The organism is Paenibacillus montanisoli (genome assembly GCF_003268025.1).
Taxonomy (GTDB): Bacteria; Bacillota; Bacilli; order Paenibacillales; family Paenibacillaceae; genus Paenibacillus_Z; species Paenibacillus_Z montanisoli.
In genome coordinates this window covers 1,575,321-1,599,801 of record NZ_QLUW01000001.1, presented here as the reverse complement: position 1 = coordinate 1,599,801, position 24,481 = coordinate 1,575,321, and the positions used below count along the sequence as shown (strand labels likewise).

Sequence of the window (24,481 nt, the reverse complement as noted above, 5' to 3'; positions counted from 1 at the left end):
CTTGACCCCTCCTAAGCTTCTAGTGCTCTTCGTTTAACTTCAGCTTCATATCATTCAGCCACTGCATCGCTTGCAACGGCGTTAAATTGAACAAATCCAGTTTGCGCAGCTGATCGGCGACCTGCTCCGCCCGCGTGCTGCCCTTGCGCTGCTTGACGGCTGCCGGAGCCGGTTCTTCGAAGATCGAAAGCTGCACGACTTCGACTGCCGACGGCTCGGCCGTTGCGGCTGGAGCTGCCGGAGCAGCCAATTCTTCCGTCGTCCAGGCCGCTTCGCCTGGAGACAACGCTTCTGCGGACGGGGCTGCATATCCGGCCGCCGCTTCGGCTGCATACGGCAGCTTCGCCGCCGCAGCTGCCGCCGCCGCGTCTTCCTGATCCGTATGAAGCTCAAGCAGGGAGTAGGCCCGCTGAATGATGCTGTCAGGCAAGCCAGCCAACTGCGCGCAATAGATCCCATAGCTGCTTCCGGCTGCCCCCGGGACAAGCTTGCGCAGGAAGGTTACGTTGTCGCCCGTTTCCTGAACGGCCATGCAGGCATTCGCAAGACGCGGCAGCGCGTCGCCTAGATGCGCCAATTCATGAAAATGCGTAGATACGAGCGCTTTACAGCCCACTTCGTAATGGACAAACTCGATGACCGCTTGCGCGATCGCCATCCCTTCGCCCGTTGAAGTGCCGCGGCCCAGTTCGTCGATGATGACGAGGCTTTGCTCCGTTGCTTTCTCCGTCATGATCTGGATGTCCTTCATCTCGACCATGAACGTGCTCTGGCCGCCGATCAGATCATCCGCCGCCCCGATGCGCGTAAAGATGCGGTCAATGAGCGGCACCTCCGCGAATTTCGCCGGTACGAAGCAGCCGATCTGCGCCATGATGCTGATGAGCGCGACCTGGCGCATGTAGGTGCTTTTCCCCGCCATATTCGGACCGGTAATAAGCAGCATCGACGATTGATCCGCCCCGCTGGCGAGCGAGGTGTCGTTCGCAATGAAAGCCGCGTCCATTACCGCTTCCACGACGGGATGGCGTCCTTCCTGAACGATAAAATTGTATTTATCTGTCACGATCGGCTTAACATAGCGCTGCTCGCCGCTTACCGTAGCGAGGGACTGGAATACGTCGATGGACGCGATCACTTCGGCCAGCTTCTGCAGCCGGTGCAAGTGCGCGGTCAAGTGGTCGCGGAGCTCCAGAAATTTGGCATATTCCAGATCGACCATTTTATCTTCCGCTTCGAGAATGAGCGTTTCCTTCTCTTTCAACTCGGGCGTGACATAACGCTCGGCATTGGTCAATGTTTGCTTTCGCTCGTAACGGCCCTCCGGCAGGCTGCCGATATTGGCTTTGGACACTTCCAGATAGTAGCCGAACACCTTGTTGTAGCCGATCTTGAGCGACTTGATGCCGGTAGCCTCGCGCTCTCTGCGCTCCAGCTCCGCGAGCCACTTCTTGCCGTTCACGCTCGCCTCGCGCAGCTCGTCCAAATAACTATCGTAGCCGGCGCGGATAAGTCCGCCCTCGCGCAACGAAACGGGCGGCTCGTCCACGATGACCGTCTCGATCATCTCGGCCAGGTCGGCGCAGCGGTCTACGCCGTCAACGAGCTTACGCAAGGTCGCGGAATCCGATTCCGCGCATAGCTCGGCAAGCGCAGGAACATGCCGCAGCGACGACTTGAGCGCATTCAGGTCGCGCCCGTTGGCGCTTCCGTAAGCTACCCTGCCAACGAGCCGCTCGAGGTCGTAGATCTCGTTCAGCTCCCCGCGCAGCTCATCGCGCAAAATAAAATTGCCGTACAGCTTGTCCACCGCTTCCAGCCGTTCATCGATCGCCGCCTTCGACAGAAGCGGCTTATCGATCCACCTTCTGAGCAGACGTGCCCCCATCGAGGTACGGGTACGGTCCAGCAGCCAGAGCAGGGAGCCTTTCTTGTTGCGGTCCCGAACCGTTTCGACCAACTCCAGGTTGCGTCTAGTAAACGGATCGAGAATCATATATTGATTCGGTTCATAGGCCGAAATGCGGCGAACATGGCCCAGTGAGCGCTTTTGCGTTTCGTCCAGATAGCCGGTAAGCAAGCTGACGGCGCGGTGACGCGCCGGCGCAAGCGCTTCAAGCGCCAGTTGGCTGAATTGTTGGGCTAACCTAGCCGGGTCCATCGGCGTCCGCTCCGTGAAGATCACCGGCCGGTTCCAGCCAGCCGCCAGCGGCCTAAGCAGCTCCAATACGGCGGTATCTCCCACAATCTCAGAAGGATGATAGACGTTTACTTCGTCCGTTAACGACTCCAGCGCGGCAGGAAAAGAAGTTACGTACAGCTCTCCCGTCGTCAAATCGCACGCCGCCACGGCATAAGCGCCGTCGTGTTCCGCTGCGGAAACGATGAAATTGTTCGCTTTATCCGCCAGCGATTTGGTCTCCATGACGGTGCCGGGCGTGACGACGCGAATGATTTCGCGCCGGACGACGCCTTTGGCAGCCGCAGGGTCTTCAACCTGCTCGCAGATCGCAACCTTATAGCCTTTCTCGATCAAACGCGCAATATAGTTCTCGGCCGAATGGTAAGGCACGCCGCACATCGGAATTTTCTTGTCGCCGCCGCCCTCGCGTCCGGTTAGTGTGATCTCGAGCTCCCGGGAGGCATGAATGGCATCGTCGAAAAACATTTCATAGAAATCGCCTAAACGAAAAAAAAGAATCGCGTCCTGCGCGCCCTCTTTAATACTTAAATATTGTTGGATCATTGGGGTATATGCAGTCATGCGGATCCTCCTTGAAATAAACGTTGAACAACAGGATTTCATTATAGCAGAAAAGTGCCCCTGTCAGGAGATCGCGGCAAAATCCGTTCCATAATCGTCAATTTACAATTCCGGGAGCGCATTATACAATTAATCCCAATCAGATGACAAAGGCGGGATGACTGTGGCAACCATGATTTCCGAGCTGCGCAGCGTGACATCGAAGCAGTTCACGACGTTCGATCCGCAAACCAGGAGCAAAACCAAACGCGTGATGCCCGGCGCGCCGGCCACCACGCTTGTCGAAAGCGATACCCCCGGGATGATCACCAGGATGTGGCTGACATTCCCGGGCTGGTTCTGGAGGCATTGGGATCCGAAGGCCGAGAACGATCCGTCGACGCTGAAGAAGCTCATTCTTCGCATCTATTGGGATGGCGAGGACTATCCGTCCGTGGAAGCGCCGGTCGGCGATTTTTTCGGGATCGGCCACTGCGAGTTCCGCCATTATGTTTCCCGTTATTTGGGCATGTCGAGCGGCGGCTTCTACTGCTACTTCCCGATGCCCTATAACAAGGTGCGCATTGAAGTGGAAAATTTGCACGATAGCATTCCTATCGACATTTTCTTTAACGCCAATTACGAGGAGTACGACAAGCCGCAACCAGGACAAGGGCGATTCCACTGCCTGTTTCAGACGAACCGGTTAGGCGGCTCCGAACCGTTGCCGTTGCTGGATGTTAAAGGAAGAGGGCACTATGTCGGCTGCTGCTTGTCCATGCAGGGCGAAGAGCTGAATTATTTGTCCTACCTGGAGGCACCGGAGTACATCTACATTGATACGGAAAGCGGCGAGCCGACGATCGTCGGTACGGGGCTGGAAGATTATTTTAACGGCGGCTGGTATTTCCGTGACGGCGAGTTCAGCAGCGAGCTGCATGGCGTGCCGCTCAAGGACACGCTCCGATCGATGATCAGCATGTACCGGTTCCACGAGCAAGACGCGATCGCATTTAAGGAAAGCTTGCGCATCGCATTCGTCAACCCGTGGGAGGCCCAACATTTGAAGCCGTATTGGTATTCATCCACGGCTTACTGGTACCAGGACCGCGCTTCGGCGCTGCCCGGCAAGCTCCCTGTCGATAGACTGATGGGCTTGTACAGAATCCGGGATACGGATCACCAGTCCTATCCTTAAGGCGCAGGCGTTCGTAACTTGTTCATAATCGTTCGCCCCTTAGGAGAAACAAACGGCCGTCCCGACAATCATCTTTTGATGACTGTTGGGACGGCCTTGCGCGAAACTAGCAGGCCGCCGTTGCCATGCTAGCAATTAGGTGCTATCTTCCACTTCGCACGGAAATCCGATGCCGTATCCCACGTTCTGCGCTTCCGGATCGCCTCCAGCAGAGGCTCAATCCAGCTTTGCAGCTCTCCGTACGACTCCGTCTTTGCCATTGCCGCCGCTAGTTCGTCGAGACAGCCGCGCAGCTCGTCGCGGTCTCCGCTATAGTAGGCTTCGATGAACCGTTCTTCCGCGGCTGGACAGCTGGTCAGCGCCGCGCTCTCCCGCGCGCAAAGCAACGCCAACGCGAATGAGGCTTTGGCGGCAAGGGGCGATACGAGCCAGCTCGGCAGCGTCCGGTATTCGAAGCCGCCGTGCGGCTGAAGGCGGAAATCGCCGAGATAGCCGTATTTCGGGCGTCGCGCTTGCTCCGCAGGCGACTCGATCATCGCGAGCGGGAACGCCACGTAGCTGTCGAGCAAGCGCAGCAGCCGGCCCGTCAAGGCGACGCCGCTCAAGTGAAGGTGGCCGCCGAGCGCGAACCCGGCCGCCGGCATGCCGCCGGCAGCCCAGCGCAGCGGCGGCTCGGCCGGGATGCGCTGCGCCGCCTGCTGCAGCAGCCTGCGGATGTTCCGCGCCAGCAGCTCCGGCGATTCGGCGGGCGCCGGCCGAAGCTCGGCGATCGGGTACTTGATCTGCCCGCGGATCACAACCGCGTCGCAACCCGCGCCATGCCCGCCTTCCAAATACCGTGCGGCGGATACCACCTTGCCGCCGCTATCCAGTAACAGAAATTCAGGGTCTGCGCCAAGCAGAATCGGCGTGCCGCCCCCTTCGCCACGCCGATTCCCGATATTGCTCCGCAGCTCAGATGCCAGCCGAGCAGCCGCTTCTCGCCAAATCCCGTTCAGATAGCCAGATTGGGCAGGCAGCGCGATGCGCGAAACGAAGCAGCGGCCCTGCTCATCCTCGGTCAGCTCGACCTTGCCGTTGTCCAGGCCGCAGGCATAGAGCGCCCGGGCCGCCAGCCGGGCGAGCGGCTTGTACCGCGTATCCTCCGGCTGCAGCATCGTCACCGGTGCGCCGCTTAGTTCAGCTTGGCCGACCGTTCGGCGACGTTCCACGGCGATCGGCAGCAGCTGAAACAGGGATGCCTCGAAGCGGCCGACTCCGCGCTTCGCCGGATCCCATACCGCTACGCCGGCCCGGGCTAGGCGCCTCCGCACTTCCTCTTCCGGCCACCTGGCGAATTCAGCCGCGCCCGCGTTGATGACAAGCGGCTGAATGACCGATGCCGGCCACTCGCGCTTCAATCCGTTCCGGCCCGCAATGACGGCATCCCCGGCCTCCGGCATGACGCCGCTAGCCATCCCGTTCACGCTTTCAACGAACGGGACGACCTCCGAACCGTCGCACAACCATACCATGCCCGCCATTGCCGTCTCTCCTTTTTCCTTTCAGCCGGTCCGAACAAAAACGCTCTTCTATCTTTTCGAAAAAAAAGAGGGCTCTCGCCCTCGAATCTTTCCCCGCCCGTGCATACGATACATTAACCTACTGTAACCCGCGAAAATTACAGTTCGTCGTCGAGCAGCTCCGGATCCAGATCTTCGTAATCACCGTCATCACCGTAGTCAAAATCTTTGCCGTCATCCGCACCGCCTGGCAATGTGGCTACCCAGACCTTCGTTTCAGCGACCAGAACAACCGCAAATTCGCGCTCCACGCGAATTACGACGCCGTTCCCGCTGGACGAAATGTTCGCCTCAATGCAGTTTGGCTCTTGCGTAGCCTCCGCAGATACTTCCTCGGTCGAAGCCCGGTGCTTCGGATCTAGGTAGGAAAGCGGCACATGTTCGACGTAGGATAATGTTTCCTTTGCTACGTCAGTCTGCGAGTTTTTGTTGTAAGAATACCAAATGTTCACATCGTAAGTACCGATAACTTCGATCCCGTCTCCGGAACGGACCGCCTCATACTGATGGTTAATAATCCATGCGCCCAGGATGCTCGTTGGGTGATGAGGCGGCGTAACGTTATGAGTTACTGTGGAAAACTTACGACCTTTGCCGCAGACAGCTTTGGTAATTATTTCTCTAGCCTTAAGCTGTTTATCTGCATAAGCCATCGATCTAACCTCCTCCATACAATCATTCAATTAAAGTGTATGCAGGACATTCGTCTAGGGTGACTATTTCTTTTTGACCTGTACAAATTTTATAGGCCGATTCATATATTTAACAGAAGCGGCCTAATCAGTCAGATTCGCGTACGGCAGCCATCAGGCTGTTTTTCTGTTTTTTAAGCCGTTTGGCGATGGCCAAATAGCGATCCAGCTCATGTACCAGGTGCAGAAGCGCCGCTCTCATTTCGAATTCTTCGCGCGATACCGGAAGCGGCATCGAGCGGAAACGGGCCTTCAGCTGCCGCCGTTGCGCTTCAACCGCCCCTTCGTACACATCGGATTTCACGTCGTCCGATAGATGCTCGAACAGCTCCGCAGCCAGCTCGCCCTGCGGGAGCGACTCGTAAATCAGCGCCAGCTGCGTCAGCATCGAGCTGATCGCGTCAAGCTGCTGCCGCCGCATCTCAAAATAATTCGGCCAATAGAGGACAAATTCGCTCCCATGCCCCCAAATCCGGTTGGCGCGGCTAATATCCGACCGCCTGATGCCTTCCTCGATGGCCTGCTCCGCTTCAAGCAGCTCTTCCCCGTTCCAGACCAGCGCCGGCGACCGCAGCGACATCGCCATCCTCTGAAAGATCCGCCCGAATTTCTCCTCCGTTAAATGCCTTAGTTCCATTAGTTTATGCTCTTCCTTCGGCATATAGAGCATATTAATGACGGTTGCCCAGCCGAGACCCGTCAGCAGCAGCATAATTTCGTTGCCGATCAGCGACGTCGTCACCTCTTCCTTGGCATACACGTGGAAGACGATAACCGCGCTTGTCACGATGCCGTCCTTCAGATGAAACCGGGAGAGGATCGGGAACGCAAGCAGGACGAAGATGGAAATGGTCCATAGATGGAACCCGAGCAAGATAAATAGTAATGAAGCAAAAAACAAACCGAGCACCGACGCCATAAACCGCTCGAAGGCGCTTCTGAGGCCGCGCATCCGCGTTACTTCCACGCCTAAGATGGCGAGCAAGCCGGCGGAAAGCGGCGTTTCGAGGCCCAAATAATGAGCCGTATAGAGCGCGGCAAGCGCAGCGATCGCAGTTTTGATGACACGAATTCCCATGGCAGACTCCTTCGCGTTGTCGGCCGTTATCCGGCCGCATATGCTTCTTATCGTACTGCTGCCATTCTGCGGCAGTCAACTTGAGCGTCAAATAGGCCTCCGGTTCAGCGTCGACGCCGCTTTGACCGGAGGCCTTCTGGTTTCTACTTCTATTTAGCAGATTCTGCCAGTCGGATCGGCAGCTGCCCCGCCACGTTTCTCCATTTTGCTGTTATCCGCATCGAAATACACTTCGACGGAGTCATTGGTCAGTTTTTTGTCATCCGTCACTTCTACGAGCAAATAAACCCTTTTGCTATCCCACATCCACATCGCGCGCCATTTTGCGGAAAGGACATTCGATACGATGAGCAGTAAAAAACCGCCTCCGCGATCGTGAATCGCGCGAAGCGGCCTCTATTCGTTACAGCTTGTAAATAGCCGAATACTTCTTCTCTAAATAGGTGAACAAATAATCCGGATCCAGCGGCTTGCCCGTAATATCGACGATCAGCTCGGAAGGCGTTTTGAGCTTGCCGTACTGATATACTTTGTCGGTCAGCCAATCCTTGATCGGATGCAGGTTGCCGTTTTCGACCAGCTCCCAGATATTCGGCATTTCGCGTTCGAGCGTGTCGGTTATTTGGGCAGCGTACATGTTGCCGAGCGAGTAAGACGGGAAGTAGCCGAACGCTCCGCCGGACCAGTGAACATCCTGCAGCACGCCCTCTCCGTCATTCGCCGGCTCAATGCCGAGATACTCTTTATACTTTTCATTCCATAATTCAGGAAGCTCCGACGCTTTAACTCCTTCATTAAAGATCAGCTTCTCCATCTCGTAGCGGATGATGATGTGCAGGTTGTAAGTCAATTCATCCGCCTCGATCCGGATCAGCGAAGGCTGAACGACGTTCGTCGCGCGGTAGAAATCCTCCATCGGCACCTCGAGCTGATTCGGGAAATGCTGCTGCAGATCGCCGTAATAGCGGCTCCAGAAGCTTAAACTGCGGCCGATGACATTTTCCCAGAAACGGGATTGCGATTCGTGGATGCCCATCGATGTGCCGGTGCAAAGCGTCGTGCCGATCAGGTCTTGGCGGATGTTCTGCTCATACATGGCGTGCCCGCATTCATGGATCGTGCCGAAGAGAGCGCTGGTCACGTCATCTGTCAGGTAACGCGTCGTGATCCGGACATCGCCCGGATTAAGCCCGGTCGCGAACGGGTGCGCGCTTTCGTCCAGACGGCCGCCTGAGAAGTCGAAGCCCAATTGATCCAAAATAAACAGGCTGAACTTCTTCTGCGCTTCCTTGGCGTACGATTGCTTCAAAAATCCGGTTTCCGGCTGATGCGGCGATGCCGCGATCGCAGCCGACAGCGGAACAAGCTTCTCGCGCAGGCCGCCGAAAACGCGGTCAAGCTCCGCCGTCGTCATGCCCGGCTCGTACATATCAAGCAGCGTATCGTAGCGAGTGCCCTTCACGCCCCATAGATCGATAAATTGGTTCGTATAGTTGATGATCTTATCCAAATACGGCTCGAACGACGCATAATCGCTGTTCGCTTTCGCTTCTTCCCAAAACGTCTCCGCCTGCGACGTCAGCACGACATATTCCTGATACAGCTTCGGCGGAATCTTGACGCTGCGGTCGTAGTCCTTACGCGTTTCCGTAACAAGCCGTTTATGAACCTCGTTCAATCCCTCGTATGTATCCGGCTTTTCCAGCTCTGTCAGCCACTCGCCAAGCTCAGGCGCGGTTGCCAGCTTGAACATTTCGCCCGATAGGTTGCCGATTGACTGCGAGCGGACATCCATTCCTTTGCGGGGCGCTCCCGTGCGTAAATCCCAGCTGAGCAAAGCCAGCGATTCTTCATAGCTCTTTATAAGTCCGATCCGTTCAACAAACAAATCCAATACATTTGTCATCAAACTGTCATCACCCTTCCACTTTCGTTTTGCGGCTACTACTTGATCATACTTTTTGCAAACCGTATAATCAACCTAATCATCACTTTGCACGACATCCGGCAAGAAAGGAGTGATGGACTTGCATTTTACGTTTACCCCGTCTGCGATCGAGAAGCTGGCTCCCTATCTGAAGGATGGCCGCAAATCGCTCAAGCTGCTCTATGACACCGAAGGCTGCGGCTGCGTCGTCAGCGGCGTCCCGATGCTGCAGCTCCTGGATCAGCCTCATCAGGATGACACATTGGGCAGCGGCACGCCGTATTCGGTATGGTACGAGCCCCGCTACGAGGTGTTTTTCGAGCCGAACCTGAAGGTGGATTATAATGAAGCGCGCAGCTCATTCAGCTTGAAGAGCGACAGCCAGATTTACACCGCGAATTTGCGGTTAATGAACGTCTAATACTAGTTCTTACAGAGAGAGCACTTATTTTTACACTCGGGTTGGAGGGAACCTCATGAACAAACTAAAGGATATTCTTGCATTTAACGAGCAATTTGTCGCCAATCGCGACTACGAGAAGTATTTGACCGACCGTTTCCCGGATAAAAAGATGGTCATCGTCACGTGTATGGACGCTCGCCTCACCGAGTTGCTGCCGAAGGCGCTTAACCTTCGCAACGGCGACGCGAAGATCATCAAGAACGCCGGCGCGATCGTGACGCAGCCGTTCGGCAATATTATGCGAAGCATTCTGATCGCGCTCTATGAGCTGGGCGCTGACGAGGTTGTCGTCATCGGCCACCATGAATGCGGCATGACCGGCATCAATCCCGAGGTCGTCATCGAGCATATGCTGGACAGCGGCGTCTCTCAGGAGACGGTCAGAACGCTGCGCAATTCCGGCATGCATCTGGAGCGCTGGCTGACCGGCTTCGACAACGTGCATGACAGCGTAGAGCGAAGCGTCGGCATCATCAAGAACCATCCGCTTCTCCCGCCGAACACCCCCGTGCACGGCTTGATCATTGACCCGCAAACCGGCAAGCTGGACCTGGTTGTGAACGGATACGAGCCGGTTAAATAAATCCGGGAACATATAATAAAGCTTCGCTTTCAAATCAGCATCAGCATGGTTTGAAGGCGAAGCTTTTTGTCGTTTATGACTCAGTCAATCCCTGTAGAGGCTAGCGCTTCTTCGCCTTCGCGGCCGCTTCACGGGCTGCAATGACACCGCTCCGGTCGCGCAGCGTGTGGCGATTGATGAGCTGATCGTCCATGCTGCTAGACGCCCCCCACCGTTGTCCTTCCTTCTCCGCGGTTTGCATGACGCGGGCCAGCAGCTCTTGATCGGCAAATGGCAAGTCGATGTCTTCGAACGGCTCCATTCGCTCAAGCGCCGCTATTCTCTCCTCCGCAAGCGCAAGAAGCGCAGCGCCTTCGAGTCCGAGCTCGCGCAGACGCTCCGATGTCAGCCGCTGGCGGCAATGCCGCATCATTTTCAGCGCGCCGCGGTAGTTCTTTCTCCGATGATGATAGGAACCGACGGCAAGCTGAATGAGACCGACCCAGGTCGGACCAAGCGGATCGCCGGGATGTTCCTTCCAATATTCCTCGAGCAGCTCATGGCACTCGAAATAATCCCTAGTCGCATGAAACTCATAGAGAAACGACTCATAGGCCGCCGGGTATTGTTTGAACGGCACTGCCATCCCCCGCCTTCGTCTTTTTGTTCGAAAAAAAGAGAATGAAAACTGAAACCTTTGATTATATTAGACGTAATTGTACTGATTGGCAATATAGGCTGTATTAGCAGCATATCAGGAGGAGAATGACAGATGAAAAAGGGTTTACTCATGCTGATGGCTTTCGCGCTTTTCTTCGCGTTCAGCGCAGGCGCGGTCGATGCGAAGCCAAGAGGCAAAATTTCTTCGCCGAAGAAGAGCTTCACGACCCCTTCTAAACCTGCTGATAGTGTAAACAAAAGCACAAGCGGGACAAGCGGGACACCGAAATCGGGGGCAGCAACAACCGGCAAGCGCGGCTTCTTCAGCGGCGGCAGCTTGATGAAAGGACTCATGATCGGCGGCTTGGCCGGTATGCTATTCGGCGGCTTGTTCGGCAACATGGGTTTCCTCGGCGACATGTTCGGCTTGATTATCAACGTGCTCGCGATTTACATTCTGATCGTCGCGATACGCGGGATATTCCACTATTTCAAAAATCGTCGCAAGCCAGCGCGTCCCGATGACCGGAGAACCTACTAAGCGATGAGAATTTACACGGACGAGATCATAAACGCCGTTTGCCTCCATATGGCCGAACGCAGAGGTGTCTCGCCGACGGATGTCGAAGTGCAGCTGTCATGGGAGGAGCAATACGGATTTACCGCGGAGGTTTGGGTTCAGGGTCGCAACCAGTACTTGGTCGAATCGAACCTGCTCGAAGCCATCGAACAGTATTTATGGAAGCAATACCAGCTGCGGAAATTCCGGTCGCAGATTAAGCTGGACGCGGACGAGGAGTTCTGGGCGGATATTGAGGATTAAGTGAGAGACAGACGGGATTGGCGCCAAACGCCGATCCCGTTTTTTGTTTTTAATTATCGTAAAATGTCGATTCGGACGCAACCTCCCGCTCTATTCTACGTCTAATAGAATAGATTTAGAGAGGAGTGTTATGCTGACCGATGATTATTCGCAAGAAATGGACGTTCGTCGTCGTTGCTGCCGTCGCTTATCAAGCGATATTCGCGCCGATTGGAACGCCCGAAGCCGACGCTGCCGGCAGTTCCGACTACACGACTAAGTACCGTGTCTACCACAACGACGCCGCATTGAAGGAATTTGCTTCCGAAAGCAGCGCCATCGCGTACGCCAAGCGGTTCACGTATACCCACGTGGAGAAAATCGCGAACCGCGAGTGGATATGGGACAATCTGCCGCGGTATAAGGTGTACGAGAACGGCGTTACCTCCGGCGGACGCGAGTTCCGCACGCTATATGAAGCGAAGCAATTTGCAGGGAAGGTCCGCTTCGCGCAAATTCGCGATTTGGAGAAGCCCGGCTTCGTGCAAAGCGCCTATCCGAACTATCAAATGTATCAAGGTGACAAGACTCTGGCGAACTGGTCGTTCGCAACCCTTGCCGAAGCTAAGAAAGCAGCGAAGGCCTATAGCAACATCCATATTATCGAGCTGGCAACGAACCAATGGATTTGGGACAACCTGTCGGCTGCCCAGGAGGATACGCAGCGCAAAGCCGAGCCAAAGTATGGCATCATAACGGAAAATACTCCCGCAAGCGCTCCGGAATACAGCTTCTTGCTCGATGCGATTCGCGCTTCAGCGAAGGTACCTGGCAGCAGCGTCGTCAATACGGCAACCGGACAAATCATACATAACAATAAACCATCATTCAACGTCATACAGTCCGGACCGGTTGTGGCCTCCTATCATAGCATTCAGAGCGCAATCGCCTATGCAAAGACGCTTTCCGGCGCCTCCGTCGTCAAGAACGGCCTCACCTGGTGGACGAATTCGCCTTACTTAGCCGTTTATCAAGGCGACAAGAAGCTGAACGCCTTCCATACCCGGAAAAGCGCTGTCGCGTTCGCTGCAAGCTATACCGGATCGGTTGTCATGACATCGGATTTCCGGCCGCTTTGGAACAACATGAAGAAGCTGCAGCTGCTCGCCTGGAACGGGACGTCCCGGACGTCAGCGGTACTCGAGCAAATCAGCCAGACGCAAGGCCTCGATGTGGATTCGCCTACCTGGTTCGAGCTTTCAAGCGCTGACGGCACCATAACGGACTCCTCGGATCCTGCATTGGTAGAGGAATTGAAGACATCCGGCATTAAGCTGACGCCGCTCGTCAGCAATCAGTTCGACGCAGCGCTTACAAGCGCATTCCTGAGCGATCCGGCTGCCATGAACAAATTCATCACTACGCTAGTCCGTCGGCTTTCGGAGCTGCGCGTCGAAGGCGTTAACGTCGATTTCGAAGGCATGGCAGGCAAGGACCGCGCTCTTTATACCGAATTCATCCGCAACTTAACGGGTGCCGCGCACAAAGCCGGCTTGACGGTTTCCATCGACTTGCCGAGAGGCGATGTGAAATGGGATCTGAAAACCGCATACGATACGGCGGCTCTCGCTCAAATCGTCGACATGATTATGATCATGGCCTATGACCAGCACTGGAAAGGCAGTGACGAAGCGGGCTCCGTTGCCGAACTGACCTGGGTGGAAGACGGCGTCAAGCAATTTTTGGCCTATGGCGTGCCGCGCAGCAAGCTGATGCTTGGCATCCCGTTCTATGTGCGGGAATGGCGCGTGGATGCCTCCGGCAATCTGGTGGATAATAAAGCGATCTACATGAGTGATTTGCCTCGCGTGATTGCCGAGAATGGCGCCACGCGCACCTATGACGCAATCGCCGGTCAGTGGAAATACATGTACGCAGGCTCGGACGGGTATACGCATGTATTCTGGGCCGAAACGGCCGATACCGTGAAAGCGCGCGTTGCGATCGCGAAGAAATACGATTTGGCCGGCATCGCCGCTTGGCGCCTCGGATACGAGCAAGCCGAGCTGTGGACGATGCTGCTTCAGCAGAAATAGGCTTACAGCTGAGACCGGGCAAAGTAGTACATCCGCCGATCGTTATGGTATGATGATGAGGTTGGTTGTTCTGTAACTCATTTCATAACAGTTAGGAGAATTCGGATGTCCCAATTAAAAGAAATCCAAACGATCGAAGAATGGCAAGCCGCTTTAGAAAGCTCGAGCAAGCGTCCGCTTGTTGTGTTCAAGCACAGCACGACTTGCCCGGTCAGCGCAAACGCGTTCACGGAGTTCTCGAACTACTTGAAGAATAACGAAGCTGCATCGGCCGACACTGACTTTATCCTGGTCAAAGTCATCGAGTCCCGTCCGGTATCGAACCAAATCGCTGAGGATACCTCGGTGAAGCACGAATCTCCGCAAATCATCCTGATCAAAGATAAAGCGAAGTACTGGACCGCATCGCATTGGTCCATTACCGAAGCGCATATGAACGCGGTCATGAATTAATCAAGGCAAAAAAAGCCAGTCGCTGATATCAATCGGCGACTGGCTTTTTCATTTCGCAGGAGACTAAAGCTTCTTTAGCATATGGATGTCAAGAGGTTCTTTATCGAATAATTCCTTATCGATTTCGGATGTAATTGCGGAACCGCAGCTGGAATAAAACTTAACCGCCGACTCCGTTTCGGTCGAAGAGATGTATAAGTACTTTGCGCCTTTTTCAATGGCCGCTTGGCTTAATGCATCCATGATCCGCTTGCCGATTCCTTGTCTTCGGTATTCCCTTGAAACGTACATAAGGTCGATCTGAAGCCGGTTTTTCTCCTTCCCCCTAAACTTGTGGGCCAAGACGCCGAACCCGACCAATTTATCCTTGTCGTATGCTCCGTATGCAGTCCCTCCGTTCTGGACTTCATCTTCGTACCTAGCAATGATTTCAACAACATGATCTTCTTCCCAGTTCGGGCATTCATGCCCCGCTTTCTTTTCTTCGAGTACCCCGTTGCTGCATGTATAAATCAAATGAATGGTTTCCGAACGGTCAATATCATGGATCTTGCAGGAATCTTCGAGTTTCATTTGCTTGATTGAGACCATATTATCCTCCTGTACCACTTGCGTGATATAAACCTGCAGTAAAATTATAACAGATCCCATTCAAGATGAAATAAAAACAAAAAAGCCGGTGCGCTTCTCGCTTCGCGCCCGGCTTCCGCCTATGCAAATACCATGTTTTTCCCATAGAAGATTTCGTCCATTTCCCATTTGACGCTTTTCTCTATTTCCAGCTGCTCCTGCTTGCTCAGCGTATCCTTCGTATAGCCGAACAAGTAATTGTTTAAGTCAAATTCGCGCAGCTTGCATTTCGTATGGAAAATGTTTTCCTGATACACGTTGACGTCGATCATCTGGTACAGGTCTTGAACCTCTTGCGGGATATAGTTTTGGATCGAACTGATCTCGTGGTCAATAAAGAGCTTATAGCCGTTAATATCGCGCGTGAATCCCCGAACCCGGTAATCGATGATCATAATGTCGGTGTCGAAGGAGTGGATGAGATAGTTTAGCGCCTTCAGCGGCGAAATCTCGCCGCAGGTAGAGACGTCGATATCCGCACGAAACGTACAAATCCCTTCGTCCGGATGATACTCGGGATATGTATGTACCGTGATATGGCTCGTATTGAGGTGCATGACCACCCCTTCCGGCAGCGGGCCCGGCGACTCCTCGAACGATTCGTCCGGCGCCTGCTCGACCGGTCCTTCCGAGACGAGCACCGTCACGCTGGCGCCTTGCGGCTCGTAATCCTGCTTCGCAATATTGAGCACGTGGGCGCCAATAATGTCGGCGACGCTCTTAAGAATGGAGGTTAGGCGGTCGGCATTGTACTGCTGATCGATATAGGCGATATACGCTTCGCGCTCTTCCTTGGTCTTGGTATAGCAAATATCGTACATGTTGAAGCTCAGCGATTTCGTCAGATTATTAAAGCCATGCAGCGTAATGCGCTGCTCCGATGTTATGGTCATAGAAGCTCCCCCTAAGTAACGCCAGCGGCGCGGATGTCTGAATAGCTTAAGCTTAGGATGGGAAGACGGGTCTTCTTCTATTCCATATTTCGTCATAGAAGTTCAATATTACTGCGTGCGGACATACAAACGATCCAGTCCGCGGAACAGCACGCTTTGCGTCCGTTTCAGCGGGCGGTCAGCTTGGCGCAGCTTAGGGAATCGATTCATCAGCACGGTCAGTGCAATTTCGCCCTCCAGCCGGGCAAGCGGCGCACCTAGACAGAAATGCGCGCCTGAAGCAAAGGCTAGATGCCGATTCGGCGCCCGTTCGATGTTGAACCGATCCGGCTGGTCGAACTGGGCCGGATCGCGGTTCGCCGCCCCCAGCATCACTTGCACGACCTGGCCTTGCCGGATCTTCTGGCCGCCAAGCTCGATATCGGCGGAAGCTAGACGCGACGTCATCTGTACCGGACTTTCGAATCGCAGCGCTTCTTCAATCGAGGAGGGAATAAGGTCGGGCCGTTCTAAGAGGCGCATCCGCTGTTCCGGGTGGTTAAAGAGCGTCAGGACCGTATTTCCGATCATATTGACCGTCGTTTCATGTCCGGCGACGAGCAGCAATACGCAGGTAGCGATCAATTCCTGCTCGGTTAACCGGTCTCCTTGCTCCTTGGCGGCAATCAGTTCGCTGATCATGTCTTCTCGAGGCGAAGATTTGCGCTGCGCAATCAACGTGCGGAAATAATCCGTGATTTCGACCGCCGCCTTGGCGGATTGCTCCGCAAAATCAGGAGGATGATCGACGCCATCCAGCACTCTGGCGAACGTATTCGACCATGCCTTGAACAAGTCGCGATCCTCCGGCGGTACCCCTAGCAGCTCGGCGATGACGATGACCGGCAAAGGAAACGCGAACGATGCGATGAGATCAGGCTCTTCTTCTTCGGCCATTCGCTCTGCCAGCTGCTCCGCGATACTGACAATGCTCTGCTTGAGCTTCTCCATCGCTCTTGGCGTAAAAGCGTGACTGACCAAGCCCCTCAAACGCGTATGAGTCGGCGGGTCGCGAAACAGCATCCAATTGTCGAGCATGCTCATCATCGGGTTCGACTCGGCAGTTGTCCCCTGCTGCTGTGCCTCGTTCGCATGCGGCGGCATCGCATTTCGGTTCTCTTTGACAAAGACCGTGTCCTTCAAGATTCGGTTGACGTCCTCATACCTGGAATACACCCAAAAATTATTATCCTCCAAAAAACTTCGCCGGCTCCTGCTTGAGCAAATAAGCGTAGAACGGATAAGGATCGCTATGCCTCTCTTCCGAATACGCTCGAAACCATGCTGACAGATTGAACATTTCCGAGAGATGCGATTGATTTTGCATCAAGCTCACTCACCTTTCATAGGGGCTGGATTCGGTCATGCATTGGGCTTGGATATCCACAAACATACAATTTTGGACGCGCGGTGACAATACTCTTTTTTCTATACGAAAAAAAAAAACAGCCCCCGTGTCCAAACGGAGACTGTTTTCTTTGTCCAAAAGACTATGCCCGCTTCTTCACCGGGATCCAAATTTCGCTTCTGAAGGTCGGCGACGAGGTATCCTTGCTCTCGGTCCACAACAGCTCCGGCCCGTTGATCTGCTCAAAGTTATAGGATGGAAACCATTCCGAATAAATGCGGCCCCATATATTTTGCAAGGTTTCCGGGAAAGGTCCTGCCGCTTCAAAGACGGCCCATGTGCAGGCAGGCACATCCAGCTCAGCGAACGGCTCCGGGCAAGCCAGCGTTGTGGCGACGCCGATATAGTGGTCCAACTCTCCTTTTTCCTCCATCCGTTCTTCGGAGAAATTCGTGGATGCGCTGATGATCCCCTTCGGGTCCATATTTGAGAGACCTTTCAGCGCGGCAATTTTCTCCGCGTTCAAGCTCCCCCACATCGCCGCGATTTCCGAATTGACGCCGTTAAAAATAATCGGCACCCGCTTCATGATCCCTACAATGCGAAACGCTTCCTTCTCCTCGATGCGATACTTCATTTCGTTTCCCCCTTTGATGGTGAGCTGAAAGCTCATTCTCGGATAAGCCTTCAACGTCTGCCCTTTGCTTCTTGCTTCGGTCGGAGTCAAGCCATGCAAACCGCAGAACGCTCTCGTGAATGAATCCGGCGAGCTATACCCGTATTTCACGGCGATATCGATGATTCTCGCGCTGCTGTCGCTCAGCTCGAATGCGGCAAGCGTCAGCCTTCTTCTACGGATGTATTCGGCGATCGATATGCCCGCAAGAAACGAAAACATCTTCTTGAAATGAAACTCCGAGCATAACGCCAGCCGCTCGACTTCTTTGAAATCAAGGTCATCCGCCAAATGGTCTTCGATATAGCCCAGTGCGCGATTCAACGATTCCAGCATGCTCATGAGCACCTCCCCCGCATCTCTACAGTACTAGATATTGCTTGCGGCCATCCGACTATTCTCATCCTATTTTAGTCGGACTCGTCTATCGTACGACGATATGAAAAAACGCTTTGCTCCTGCAGCGGAAGCAAAGCGCTATATGATCAATAGCCCAAATCGTAACCTGAATCGCGAATTTCGTCAATTGGCATATCGCATATGTAAAATATACTGCTTGGCGGCATCAAGTCCCCCGCTGCAATCGACAGAGGTCTGAATGCCCTCATAATGCTGGTGCATAAAAGCATGAATGATATCCATGCATACTGCCTCGCCGCAGTCGAACAGGTCTTGCAGCCTTGCGGTTGGATAGGCGGCGTTCACGATGTGCAAGTGATAGCTGTGCCCTTCCAATTCATGATACAAATGATACCGCGCGCCTTTATACCGGAATTCGAGCATATACATCTTCGGGCAACCGCGAAGCTTCGTTGTGTTCGTAATGCGCAGTTCCACGTTAAGTCCGCATTCCGCAGCAAAAGAGGTCCAGCTAGCGTTCAGTTTGTCCAAGTACATCGCGCAGCTTCAACCTTGACGCAGCTTTGCGATGCCGAGCGCATGATTTTCCCACAGCACCCGCTCGATCCATTCGCCCTGATTTTCCAAGCAGTCGATCATGATAAAGACTTCGGCCGTTAAGGCGTTGGCTTTCTTCACCGCCTTCTGCTTTTTCATGAAGATATACTTTAACAAGAGACCGAGCCCAGCCCCGAGAATGAATCCGATGATGCCCCAAATAATGGGGCCCCACTCCAAGACGAAGCCATATATGGCGCCGAGCAGCATCCCGCACGTGGCCAGCACCGCCGCAACATCGAATAAACTATAACCGTCCGAATAATGCATGGTATCGAATATCCGTCGCGTCTCAGGGCCCTTGTCAAGAGGAACCGCGAGAATTTGCTGCTTGCGGACACCATGCTGCTCCAGCGTTTTCAGCGCAATTTCCAAATAGATCGTTTGTTCGAACGACGCGATAAGGTACAAAGCGTATCACTCCTGACTCAGTCTCGGCATCTTGAAGCCGGCAATCGGATATTCCTCCCGCAGAAACTGGGATTGTTCCTTCTCGAACAGTTTGTTGTTCTCAACAGCGTCTATATAGCAATCCATCATGGCAAACGCATAGGTCGCAGGCAAATACAACAGCCATTCCGTATCTAGAGCTGCTTTCGCTTCAGGGAAGCGGCAGATTAACGTAAGGTGGATCGCCTCTAAGGCATGCGACATATATAGAACGATGATACTCCATCCAATCATGAACAAGCCCGAAACGACCTTATGCAAATATAAATAGCCCAGCCCCGGCATAAAAGCAGACCACATGACAGCCACCCATGGAGATCGCTTATCCATGAAATTGATGTCCCAGCTTGCGATGTTAAACGTCTGAAGCTTGGCATCCTCAAGATCGGCAAGCCGGTACTGTTTATTCAAATCAACGGTCCCGCGGTATCCATCCCAAATGCCGTACACATATACGGCAAGATAGAGTATAAACCATCGTTTATCGACGACGCTCTTGGCTAAATCGAACCGGCCGGTAAACGAATACACGATAGCTAGATTGATTTGTGCTTTCACATTGATGAAAATACCCCATATGACGGTTACGAAAGCTTTTAAGGTACGGTCCTGCATGAAATACCCGAGCCCCGGAGACATCAAGGACCAGAAGGTGACGACGAACGGATTTCGCAGATGGATCTGCGTCGTATTGAACTGGGACAGATGTGCCCTGTTGCGGCGCGATTGCGATTGATATTGTTGCGATTGCGATTGGGAATTCGTAGTCAAACCATCATCTCCTTAAGGACTCTGCTCCCGGCCGGATGCGGCAGGCATAGGAAAAGCGCTGACCGGATAGTTGTCCCGTAGAAATTTAGATTGCTCTTTCTTCAACAGATTATTGAATTCTACGGCCGATACATAGCCGTCGAATAAGACATAGCCGTAAATGGACGGAATGTACATCAGCCACTGCATGTCCAGGCTGGATATCGCTTCGCCGATGTTTCCGGTCATGGATAGATGAATGGCTTGCAGCACATTCGATTGAAAGACAACGACAACCGTCCATATTATCATGAAGAGGCCGATAATGACTTTAAATACATACAGATGGCCTAGTCCCGGCATCAGCAAGGAAAACACGGCCGCAAGCCATGGCTTGCGAATGTCGGTGAAATTCATATCGACCGCGCCCATCGTAAACGCCCGGGTAGGCGCATCCTCCATATCGGCCAGCCTATATTGCTTGTTCAAATCGATCGTCCCGCGAAAGCTGTCCCATATTCCGTACGTATACAGCCCCATATACATCAGGAACCATTGTTTATCGACGACCTCCTTTGCCAATTCGAACTGGCCGAGCAGCGAATAGAAGATCGACAAATTGATCTGGGCATTCGTGTTCACGATCAGCTCCCAAACGATGAGTATCATGCCGATCACTTTTCGATTCTGGACAAGATTGCCGCAGCCGGGAAACGCGAATGACCAGAATGCGACGACCCATGGGTTTCGCAGATGCAGCTGCGTCGTCGAGATGGTGGATAAATTAGATCTAAGTCGTCTGGCCTGATACAAAAGTCATGCACCTCATCACGCATCCGGAAGTTATGGCTAGTATTTCCCGGTTTTACATCCCCTAGTGATGACGGATTAACCAAAAATTAGAACATTCTAATCAGAGGAAATCGACTTGAATATCTGCGCGCGACACAGGGAAATAAATAGAGATGCACTATCCATTCTACGATGAAATGATGTGGTCCCTGTCATGGACAAAGTTCCTTCGCACTATGAGAAAGTATTGGAGTCCATCAAGCAGACATCAACCCTATTCCATGAGCATTGGAAGACCTATAGTTTGTTTTCTACGCAATTCTGGGTCATCATCCTCCTAACGCTCATTGGCGTTTTCATCGTTTGGAGGCTGGTCGATAAGAGCCGTCTCCTGGGGCTGCTGTTCTACGGGCTCATTTGGACGGCCGTAGCGCAGCTGCTCGATACGATCGGGACGAGCTATGTATTATGGGAATATCCGATCAAGGTGACTCCGATGTACACGGTTTTTATTAACAACGTGTTCTATCTGCCGCTGTCGTTTATGCTCATTTATCAATATTTCCGGTCCTGGCTCAGCTACCTGATCGCTTCCCTTATTTATTCGGCTTTGGTTGCGTTTGTCATCGAGCCCATCCACATCTGGGCGGACCTTTATCTCCTGATAAACTGGAAACTGATCTACTCGTTCCCCATCTATTTCGTGCTGGCCGTCCTTATTCGCTGGTTCGTGGATAAGGTGCAAAGCATCCAAGCCAGCGCGCAACAATGACCCGTAATCCGGCCTATCTGACTAAGATCGCGCCTTTCGGGTCATTTCTCTTTTTAGTCAAATAACAGCAGGCCGGCATGAAAGCAATGGACAAAAATACCTCGGACAAGTTTTCTTCCGAAGCGAAAAAATGTTACAATATGTCAGTGAAGATTACCTTCTTCTACAATATCGTTAAGGAGTGAACGTAATGTCAGTTGATGCTTACCTGAATTTCCAAGGGAATACCCGTGAAGTTGTCGAATTTTATGCCGAGGTATTCAATACGGAAATTTCGAACCTCACGACCTTCGGCGACATGCCGTCAAGTCCTGACCATCCGCTGCCGCCTGGCATGGGAAACGGCATTATGCATGCACGCCTTAATGTTTATGGCAGCAACCTCATGTTCTCGGACACCTTCCCGGGCATGCCATTCACCATGGGCAACAACATCAGCCTTGCGATCGTCATTGACGATGCGGAAGAGCTTAAGCGCGTATACGCGAAGCTAGGCGAGGGCGGCCAAGTCGTTATGCCGCTTCAAGAAACGTTTTGGAGCAAACTGTACGGGATGGTAACGGACAAGTTCGGCATCGGCTGGCAGTTTAACCTGGGCAGCGGCGAACAAGCTTAAATCGTTAGAAGGAATGGCATTTAAACTGGCATCAGTTTGAATGCCTTTTTTATTTGCCAGACTGCAGGACACTTAACTAGTCACCTCCATCATAGATTCATATCCTGTACAAATAGGATGGGAGGCTTACAACATTACGATTCATAACGATCGTCGTAAAATCACGTGGATTCAGAAAGCGCAAAGCGGCGGTCAGATCGTCAAAGATGCAGGCTTTAACGCCAATCAAGGCGGACAGAATGCGGTTAACCGCAGCAAGAATACACAAAAAGGTCCGCGGCCGGTCAATTAAACGGATCAGGGTACCCAGTGAGCGCCTGTACAGGCGCTCAGACTGTGGGATAAGTAACAAGGATCAGTCGCGAGTCCGGATGGTTGACTTAGCCCAGGCTGCTTGTCGATTTCTATCGAGGAATCATCTAAATCTCGAATGACATCGAGAATCGTAATTGCCTCATGCTGCCGCGCATACGCTAACGATTGCCACGCACGCTATTTAGCCTTAAAATGGCCCTTTTAAAATTCTAACGGTTCTAAGCAACGCTATTTGGGGATAGCCCCACTGGCAACCGTTAGAAGTTAGGAAGGGTTATTTTTGCGCAAATAAGCACTGGAGCATCCGTTAAATTATGCAATCGCTCTCTCGTGCTGTCATGCGCAGCTACCCCTATAGAAGCGACAAACCCACCTGTTTTAACGATGATGGGACTCTCGACATTCAAGACCTCCTTCCCATATAGCGCCTGTACAGGCGCTTTTTTTGTGCATGAAATATTACTTTGACACGCAGAGTAATATATGTTAAATTTACTCCATCAGATAGAGCTATGACAGATAGAGCACTATGTGGCAGAGTAAATAGATGCGGAACATTTTAGATGTACAGGAGGACCAAGCATGATTCGAAGTGATCTCATTCGCGGACATCTCGACGCCATCATCCTGCGGCTCATTTATGAAGATGACCGCTACGGCTACGAGATTTCCAAAGAAATCAGCTTGCGGACCCAGGATCGCTTTCAGATCAAGGAAGCAACGCTGTATGCCGTCTTTCAACGGCTGGAACGCAAGGAGCTGATTGAATCTTACATGGGCGACATTTCGCACGGAAGCAAGCGGCGCTATTACAAGATTACGAAGCTCGGGAAGGCTTATCTGAAGGAAACGGTCGAAGAATGGCACGAAATCAAAGAGATCGTCAATATTTTCATGGAGGGGTTATAAGATGAAGAAGATTCACGCGCACGTTGAGGAATGGTTTCAAGAAATCGAGGACAGCGAGCAGAAGCAGGCCATGCAGGAGGAAATTACGCAAAACCTGGAGGAGAAAGTGCAAGACCTGATGCGCCGCGGCAAAACCGAAGAGGATGCGATCAACAAAACGATCGTCGAATTCGGCGACATCTCCGATATTAAACAAGAGCTCGGCGTAAAGGGAACCGACAATCGTGCCGCCAAGCGGAAGCAGTTCGGCCTTCACCTTGGGTTCTCCATTTGGGGCAGCAGCCTGATCATCGCCCTCTTCGTCTTTATCAATTTGTACTACACGCCAGGGACGATTTGGTTCGTGTATCCGACCTTTGCCGTAGCTTGGTGGCCTCTTGTTATGTTCTACAAGTGGCTCGGCTGGAAGTAAGGAGGCGGCGAGATGAGAAGTCCCCGCGTTGCATTCGCCGTTATGGGCAGTCTGATGACGTTCGTTTTTCTGCTGCTCGTCAATCAATTGACGTCCCCCGGTTATTTCTGGGTGATCCACCCTGCTTTCGCGCTGTTCCAATGGCCGATTGCCATGTATTTCGCCGCTGCGGGCAGAATTAAACCGTATTCGGCGGTTGCCAGCTTGCTGATCATCCTCTATTTGTTTTTGGAAAACATGTCGCATAGCCCCGGCCATCCGTGGTTCTTATATCCGTCGTTAGCCATTATTTGGTGGCCGGTCCTGATGTACGCCGGCCGGTACGCAGGCACGCTGCGCATGGCTCTGATCGGCAGCTTCTTCATTATCGTATCGTACGGCCTGCTGAACTTGCTTTTATCGCCCGCTTTTCCATGGGTCATTTTCCCCGCCTACGCTGCGCTTTGGTGGCCGATGTCCATTTATTTCAGCCGCAGCCGAAAGTGGTTCGAATTCGCGCTCTGCGCTTCTCTTCTAACGAGCGCTTTGTTTATCACGCTGAACGCGGCCTCTTCGCCTGACCAGATCTGGGCGATATATCCGATCTTCGCCGTTGTCTGGTGGCCGCTCAGCATGCACTTTTACGCGAAACGCCCGCCCGTTTGATAGCCTCGCGCGAGGGATGCTACAATAGGATCAAAAAACGC

The 24,481-nt window shown here is 53.1% G+C and carries 28 protein-coding genes; 12 read left to right on the top strand and 16 right to left on the bottom strand.

Annotated features, from left to right (window positions below):
• Positions 1–19: 19 nt before the first annotated feature.
• Positions 20–2,764 carry a DNA mismatch repair protein MutS gene (gene mutS, locus DL346_RS07135; RefSeq protein ID WP_112881322.1) on the bottom strand — a complete coding sequence of 915 codons (2,745 nt, stop codon included), beginning with the start codon at positions 2,762–2,764 and terminating at the stop codon, positions 20–22.
• A 172-nt stretch (positions 2,765–2,936) separates the two neighbouring features.
• Here mutS and DL346_RS07130 point away from each other — a divergent pair, with 172 nt between their 5' ends.
• The gene (locus DL346_RS07130; RefSeq protein WP_240633100.1) at positions 2,937–3,941 is read left to right on the top strand and encodes a glycoside hydrolase family 172 protein; all 1,005 of its coding nucleotides are present in this window, start codon (positions 2,937–2,939) and stop codon (positions 3,939–3,941) included.
• A gap of 128 nt (positions 3,942–4,069) precedes the next feature.
• Here the strand turns inward: DL346_RS07130 and DL346_RS07125 are convergent, their stop codons facing one another.
• The 5 genes from DL346_RS07125 to DL346_RS07105 form a co-directional block, all read right to left on the bottom strand.
• The gene (locus DL346_RS07125; protein ID WP_112881320.1) at positions 4,070–5,464 is read right to left on the bottom strand and encodes a putative amidoligase domain-containing protein; all 1,395 of its coding nucleotides are present in this window, start codon (positions 5,462–5,464) and stop codon (positions 4,070–4,072) included.
• A 137-nt stretch (positions 5,465–5,601) separates the two neighbouring features.
• The gene (locus DL346_RS07120) at positions 5,602–6,156 is read right to left on the bottom strand and encodes an outer spore coat protein CotE (RefSeq protein WP_112881319.1); all 555 of its coding nucleotides are present in this window, start codon (positions 6,154–6,156) and stop codon (positions 5,602–5,604) included.
• A gap of 127 nt (positions 6,157–6,283) precedes the next feature.
• Complete coding sequence (locus tag DL346_RS07115; RefSeq protein ID WP_112881318.1) at positions 6,284–7,273, bottom strand: aromatic acid exporter family protein; 990 nt, start codon at positions 7,271–7,273, stop codon at positions 6,284–6,286.
• Between the two features lie 153 nt (positions 7,274–7,426).
• Positions 7,427–7,621: a sugar-binding protein gene (locus DL346_RS07110; protein ID WP_276311536.1), complete on the bottom strand. Its 195-nt coding sequence runs from the start codon at positions 7,619–7,621 to the stop codon at positions 7,427–7,429.
• A gap of 55 nt (positions 7,622–7,676) precedes the next feature.
• Complete coding sequence (locus DL346_RS07105) at positions 7,677–9,179, bottom strand: carboxypeptidase M32 (protein WP_112881316.1); 1,503 nt, start codon at positions 9,177–9,179, stop codon at positions 7,677–7,679.
• 121 nt (positions 9,180–9,300) lie between these two features.
• On the opposite strand from DL346_RS07105, the gene DL346_RS07100 reads away from it, so the two are divergent.
• Positions 9,301–9,621, top strand: a complete 321-nt coding sequence (locus DL346_RS07100; protein ID WP_112881315.1) for an iron-sulfur cluster biosynthesis family protein — start codon at positions 9,301–9,303, stop codon at positions 9,619–9,621.
• 55 nt (positions 9,622–9,676) lie between these two features.
• Entirely contained in the window at positions 9,677–10,246 is a 570-nt protein-coding gene (locus DL346_RS07095; protein WP_112881314.1) for a beta-class carbonic anhydrase, read from the top strand.
• Positions 10,247–10,346: 100 nt separating this feature from the next.
• Here the strand turns inward: DL346_RS07095 and DL346_RS07090 are convergent, their stop codons facing one another.
• Positions 10,347–10,865: a DUF309 domain-containing protein gene (locus tag DL346_RS07090; RefSeq protein ID WP_240633057.1), complete on the bottom strand. Its 519-nt coding sequence runs from the start codon at positions 10,863–10,865 to the stop codon at positions 10,347–10,349.
• A 132-nt stretch (positions 10,866–10,997) separates the two neighbouring features.
• Here DL346_RS07090 and DL346_RS07085 point away from each other — a divergent pair, with 132 nt between their 5' ends.
• The 4 genes from DL346_RS07085 to ytxJ all read left to right on the top strand — a co-directional run bounded on the left by DL346_RS07085 (position 10,998) and on the right by ytxJ (position 14,236).
• Complete coding sequence (locus tag DL346_RS07085; protein ID WP_112881312.1) at positions 10,998–11,426, top strand: hypothetical protein; 429 nt, start codon at positions 10,998–11,000, stop codon at positions 11,424–11,426.
• A gap of 3 nt (positions 11,427–11,429) precedes the next feature.
• On the top strand, positions 11,430–11,708 hold the full coding sequence (locus DL346_RS07080) for a YxcD family protein (protein ID WP_112881311.1): 279 nt from the start codon (positions 11,430–11,432) through the stop codon (positions 11,706–11,708).
• A 140-nt stretch (positions 11,709–11,848) separates the two neighbouring features.
• Positions 11,849–13,783 (top strand): glycosyl hydrolase family 18 protein, encoded by a 1,935-nt coding sequence (locus tag DL346_RS07075; RefSeq protein WP_112881310.1) that lies wholly within the window; start codon positions 11,849–11,851, stop codon positions 13,781–13,783.
• Positions 13,784–13,888: 105 nt separating this feature from the next.
• Entirely contained in the window at positions 13,889–14,236 is a 348-nt protein-coding gene (gene ytxJ, locus DL346_RS07070; RefSeq protein WP_112881309.1) for a bacillithiol system redox-active protein YtxJ, read from the top strand.
• Between the two features lie 63 nt (positions 14,237–14,299).
• Here the strand turns inward: ytxJ and DL346_RS07065 are convergent, their stop codons facing one another.
• The 9 genes from DL346_RS07065 to DL346_RS07030 all read right to left on the bottom strand — a co-directional run bounded on the left by DL346_RS07065 (position 14,300) and on the right by DL346_RS07030 (position 20,792).
• Positions 14,300–14,827, bottom strand: coding sequence for a GNAT family N-acetyltransferase (locus DL346_RS07065; protein ID WP_112881308.1), 528 nt, complete (start codon positions 14,825–14,827; stop codon positions 14,300–14,302).
• A 119-nt stretch (positions 14,828–14,946) separates the two neighbouring features.
• Positions 14,947–15,759, bottom strand: a complete 813-nt coding sequence (gene speD / locus DL346_RS07060) for an adenosylmethionine decarboxylase (RefSeq protein ID WP_112881307.1) — start codon at positions 15,757–15,759, stop codon at positions 14,947–14,949.
• A 108-nt stretch (positions 15,760–15,867) separates the two neighbouring features.
• Positions 15,868–16,995, bottom strand: coding sequence for a cytochrome P450 (locus tag DL346_RS07055; RefSeq protein WP_112881306.1), 1,128 nt, complete (start codon positions 16,993–16,995; stop codon positions 15,868–15,870).
• Complete coding sequence (locus DL346_RS28965) at positions 16,985–17,125, bottom strand: hypothetical protein (RefSeq protein WP_165822397.1); 141 nt, start codon at positions 17,123–17,125, stop codon at positions 16,985–16,987. Before DL346_RS28965 ends, DL346_RS07055 begins: the two co-directional genes overlap by 11 nt.
• 163 nt (positions 17,126–17,288) lie before the next feature.
• Positions 17,289–18,164 (bottom strand): AraC family transcriptional regulator, encoded by an 876-nt coding sequence (locus tag DL346_RS07050; RefSeq protein WP_112881305.1) that lies wholly within the window; start codon positions 18,162–18,164, stop codon positions 17,289–17,291.
• A gap of 180 nt (positions 18,165–18,344) precedes the next feature.
• Positions 18,345–18,719, bottom strand: coding sequence for a hypothetical protein (locus DL346_RS28960; RefSeq protein ID WP_165822396.1), 375 nt, complete (start codon positions 18,717–18,719; stop codon positions 18,345–18,347).
• 9 nt (positions 18,720–18,728) lie between these two features.
• Positions 18,729–19,190, bottom strand: coding sequence for a hypothetical protein (locus DL346_RS07040; protein ID WP_112881304.1), 462 nt, complete (start codon positions 19,188–19,190; stop codon positions 18,729–18,731).
• A 6-nt stretch (positions 19,191–19,196) separates the two neighbouring features.
• Positions 19,197–20,000 (bottom strand): hypothetical protein, encoded by an 804-nt coding sequence (locus DL346_RS07035; RefSeq protein ID WP_112881303.1) that lies wholly within the window; start codon positions 19,998–20,000, stop codon positions 19,197–19,199.
• 12 nt (positions 20,001–20,012) lie between these two features.
• Positions 20,013–20,792 (bottom strand): hypothetical protein, encoded by a 780-nt coding sequence (locus DL346_RS07030; protein WP_112881302.1) that lies wholly within the window; start codon positions 20,790–20,792, stop codon positions 20,013–20,015.
• A 193-nt stretch (positions 20,793–20,985) separates the two neighbouring features.
• On the opposite strand from DL346_RS07030, the gene DL346_RS07025 reads away from it, so the two are divergent.
• From DL346_RS07025 to DL346_RS07005, 5 genes are all read left to right on the top strand, one after another.
• Positions 20,986–21,543, top strand: coding sequence for a CBO0543 family protein (locus DL346_RS07025; protein WP_112881301.1), 558 nt, complete (start codon positions 20,986–20,988; stop codon positions 21,541–21,543).
• Between the two features lie 190 nt (positions 21,544–21,733).
• Entirely contained in the window at positions 21,734–22,159 is a 426-nt protein-coding gene (locus DL346_RS07020; protein ID WP_112881300.1) for a VOC family protein, read from the top strand.
• A gap of 897 nt (positions 22,160–23,056) precedes the next feature.
• The gene (locus tag DL346_RS07015; protein ID WP_112881299.1) at positions 23,057–23,383 is read left to right on the top strand and encodes a PadR family transcriptional regulator; all 327 of its coding nucleotides are present in this window, start codon (positions 23,057–23,059) and stop codon (positions 23,381–23,383) included.
• Position 23,384: 1 nt separating this feature from the next.
• Positions 23,385–23,795: a permease prefix domain 1-containing protein gene (locus DL346_RS07010; RefSeq protein WP_112881298.1), complete on the top strand. Its 411-nt coding sequence runs from the start codon at positions 23,385–23,387 to the stop codon at positions 23,793–23,795.
• 12 nt (positions 23,796–23,807) lie between these two features.
• Positions 23,808–24,440, top strand: coding sequence for a hypothetical protein (locus tag DL346_RS07005; protein ID WP_112881297.1), 633 nt, complete (start codon positions 23,808–23,810; stop codon positions 24,438–24,440).
• Positions 24,441–24,481: the final 41 nt, after the last annotated feature.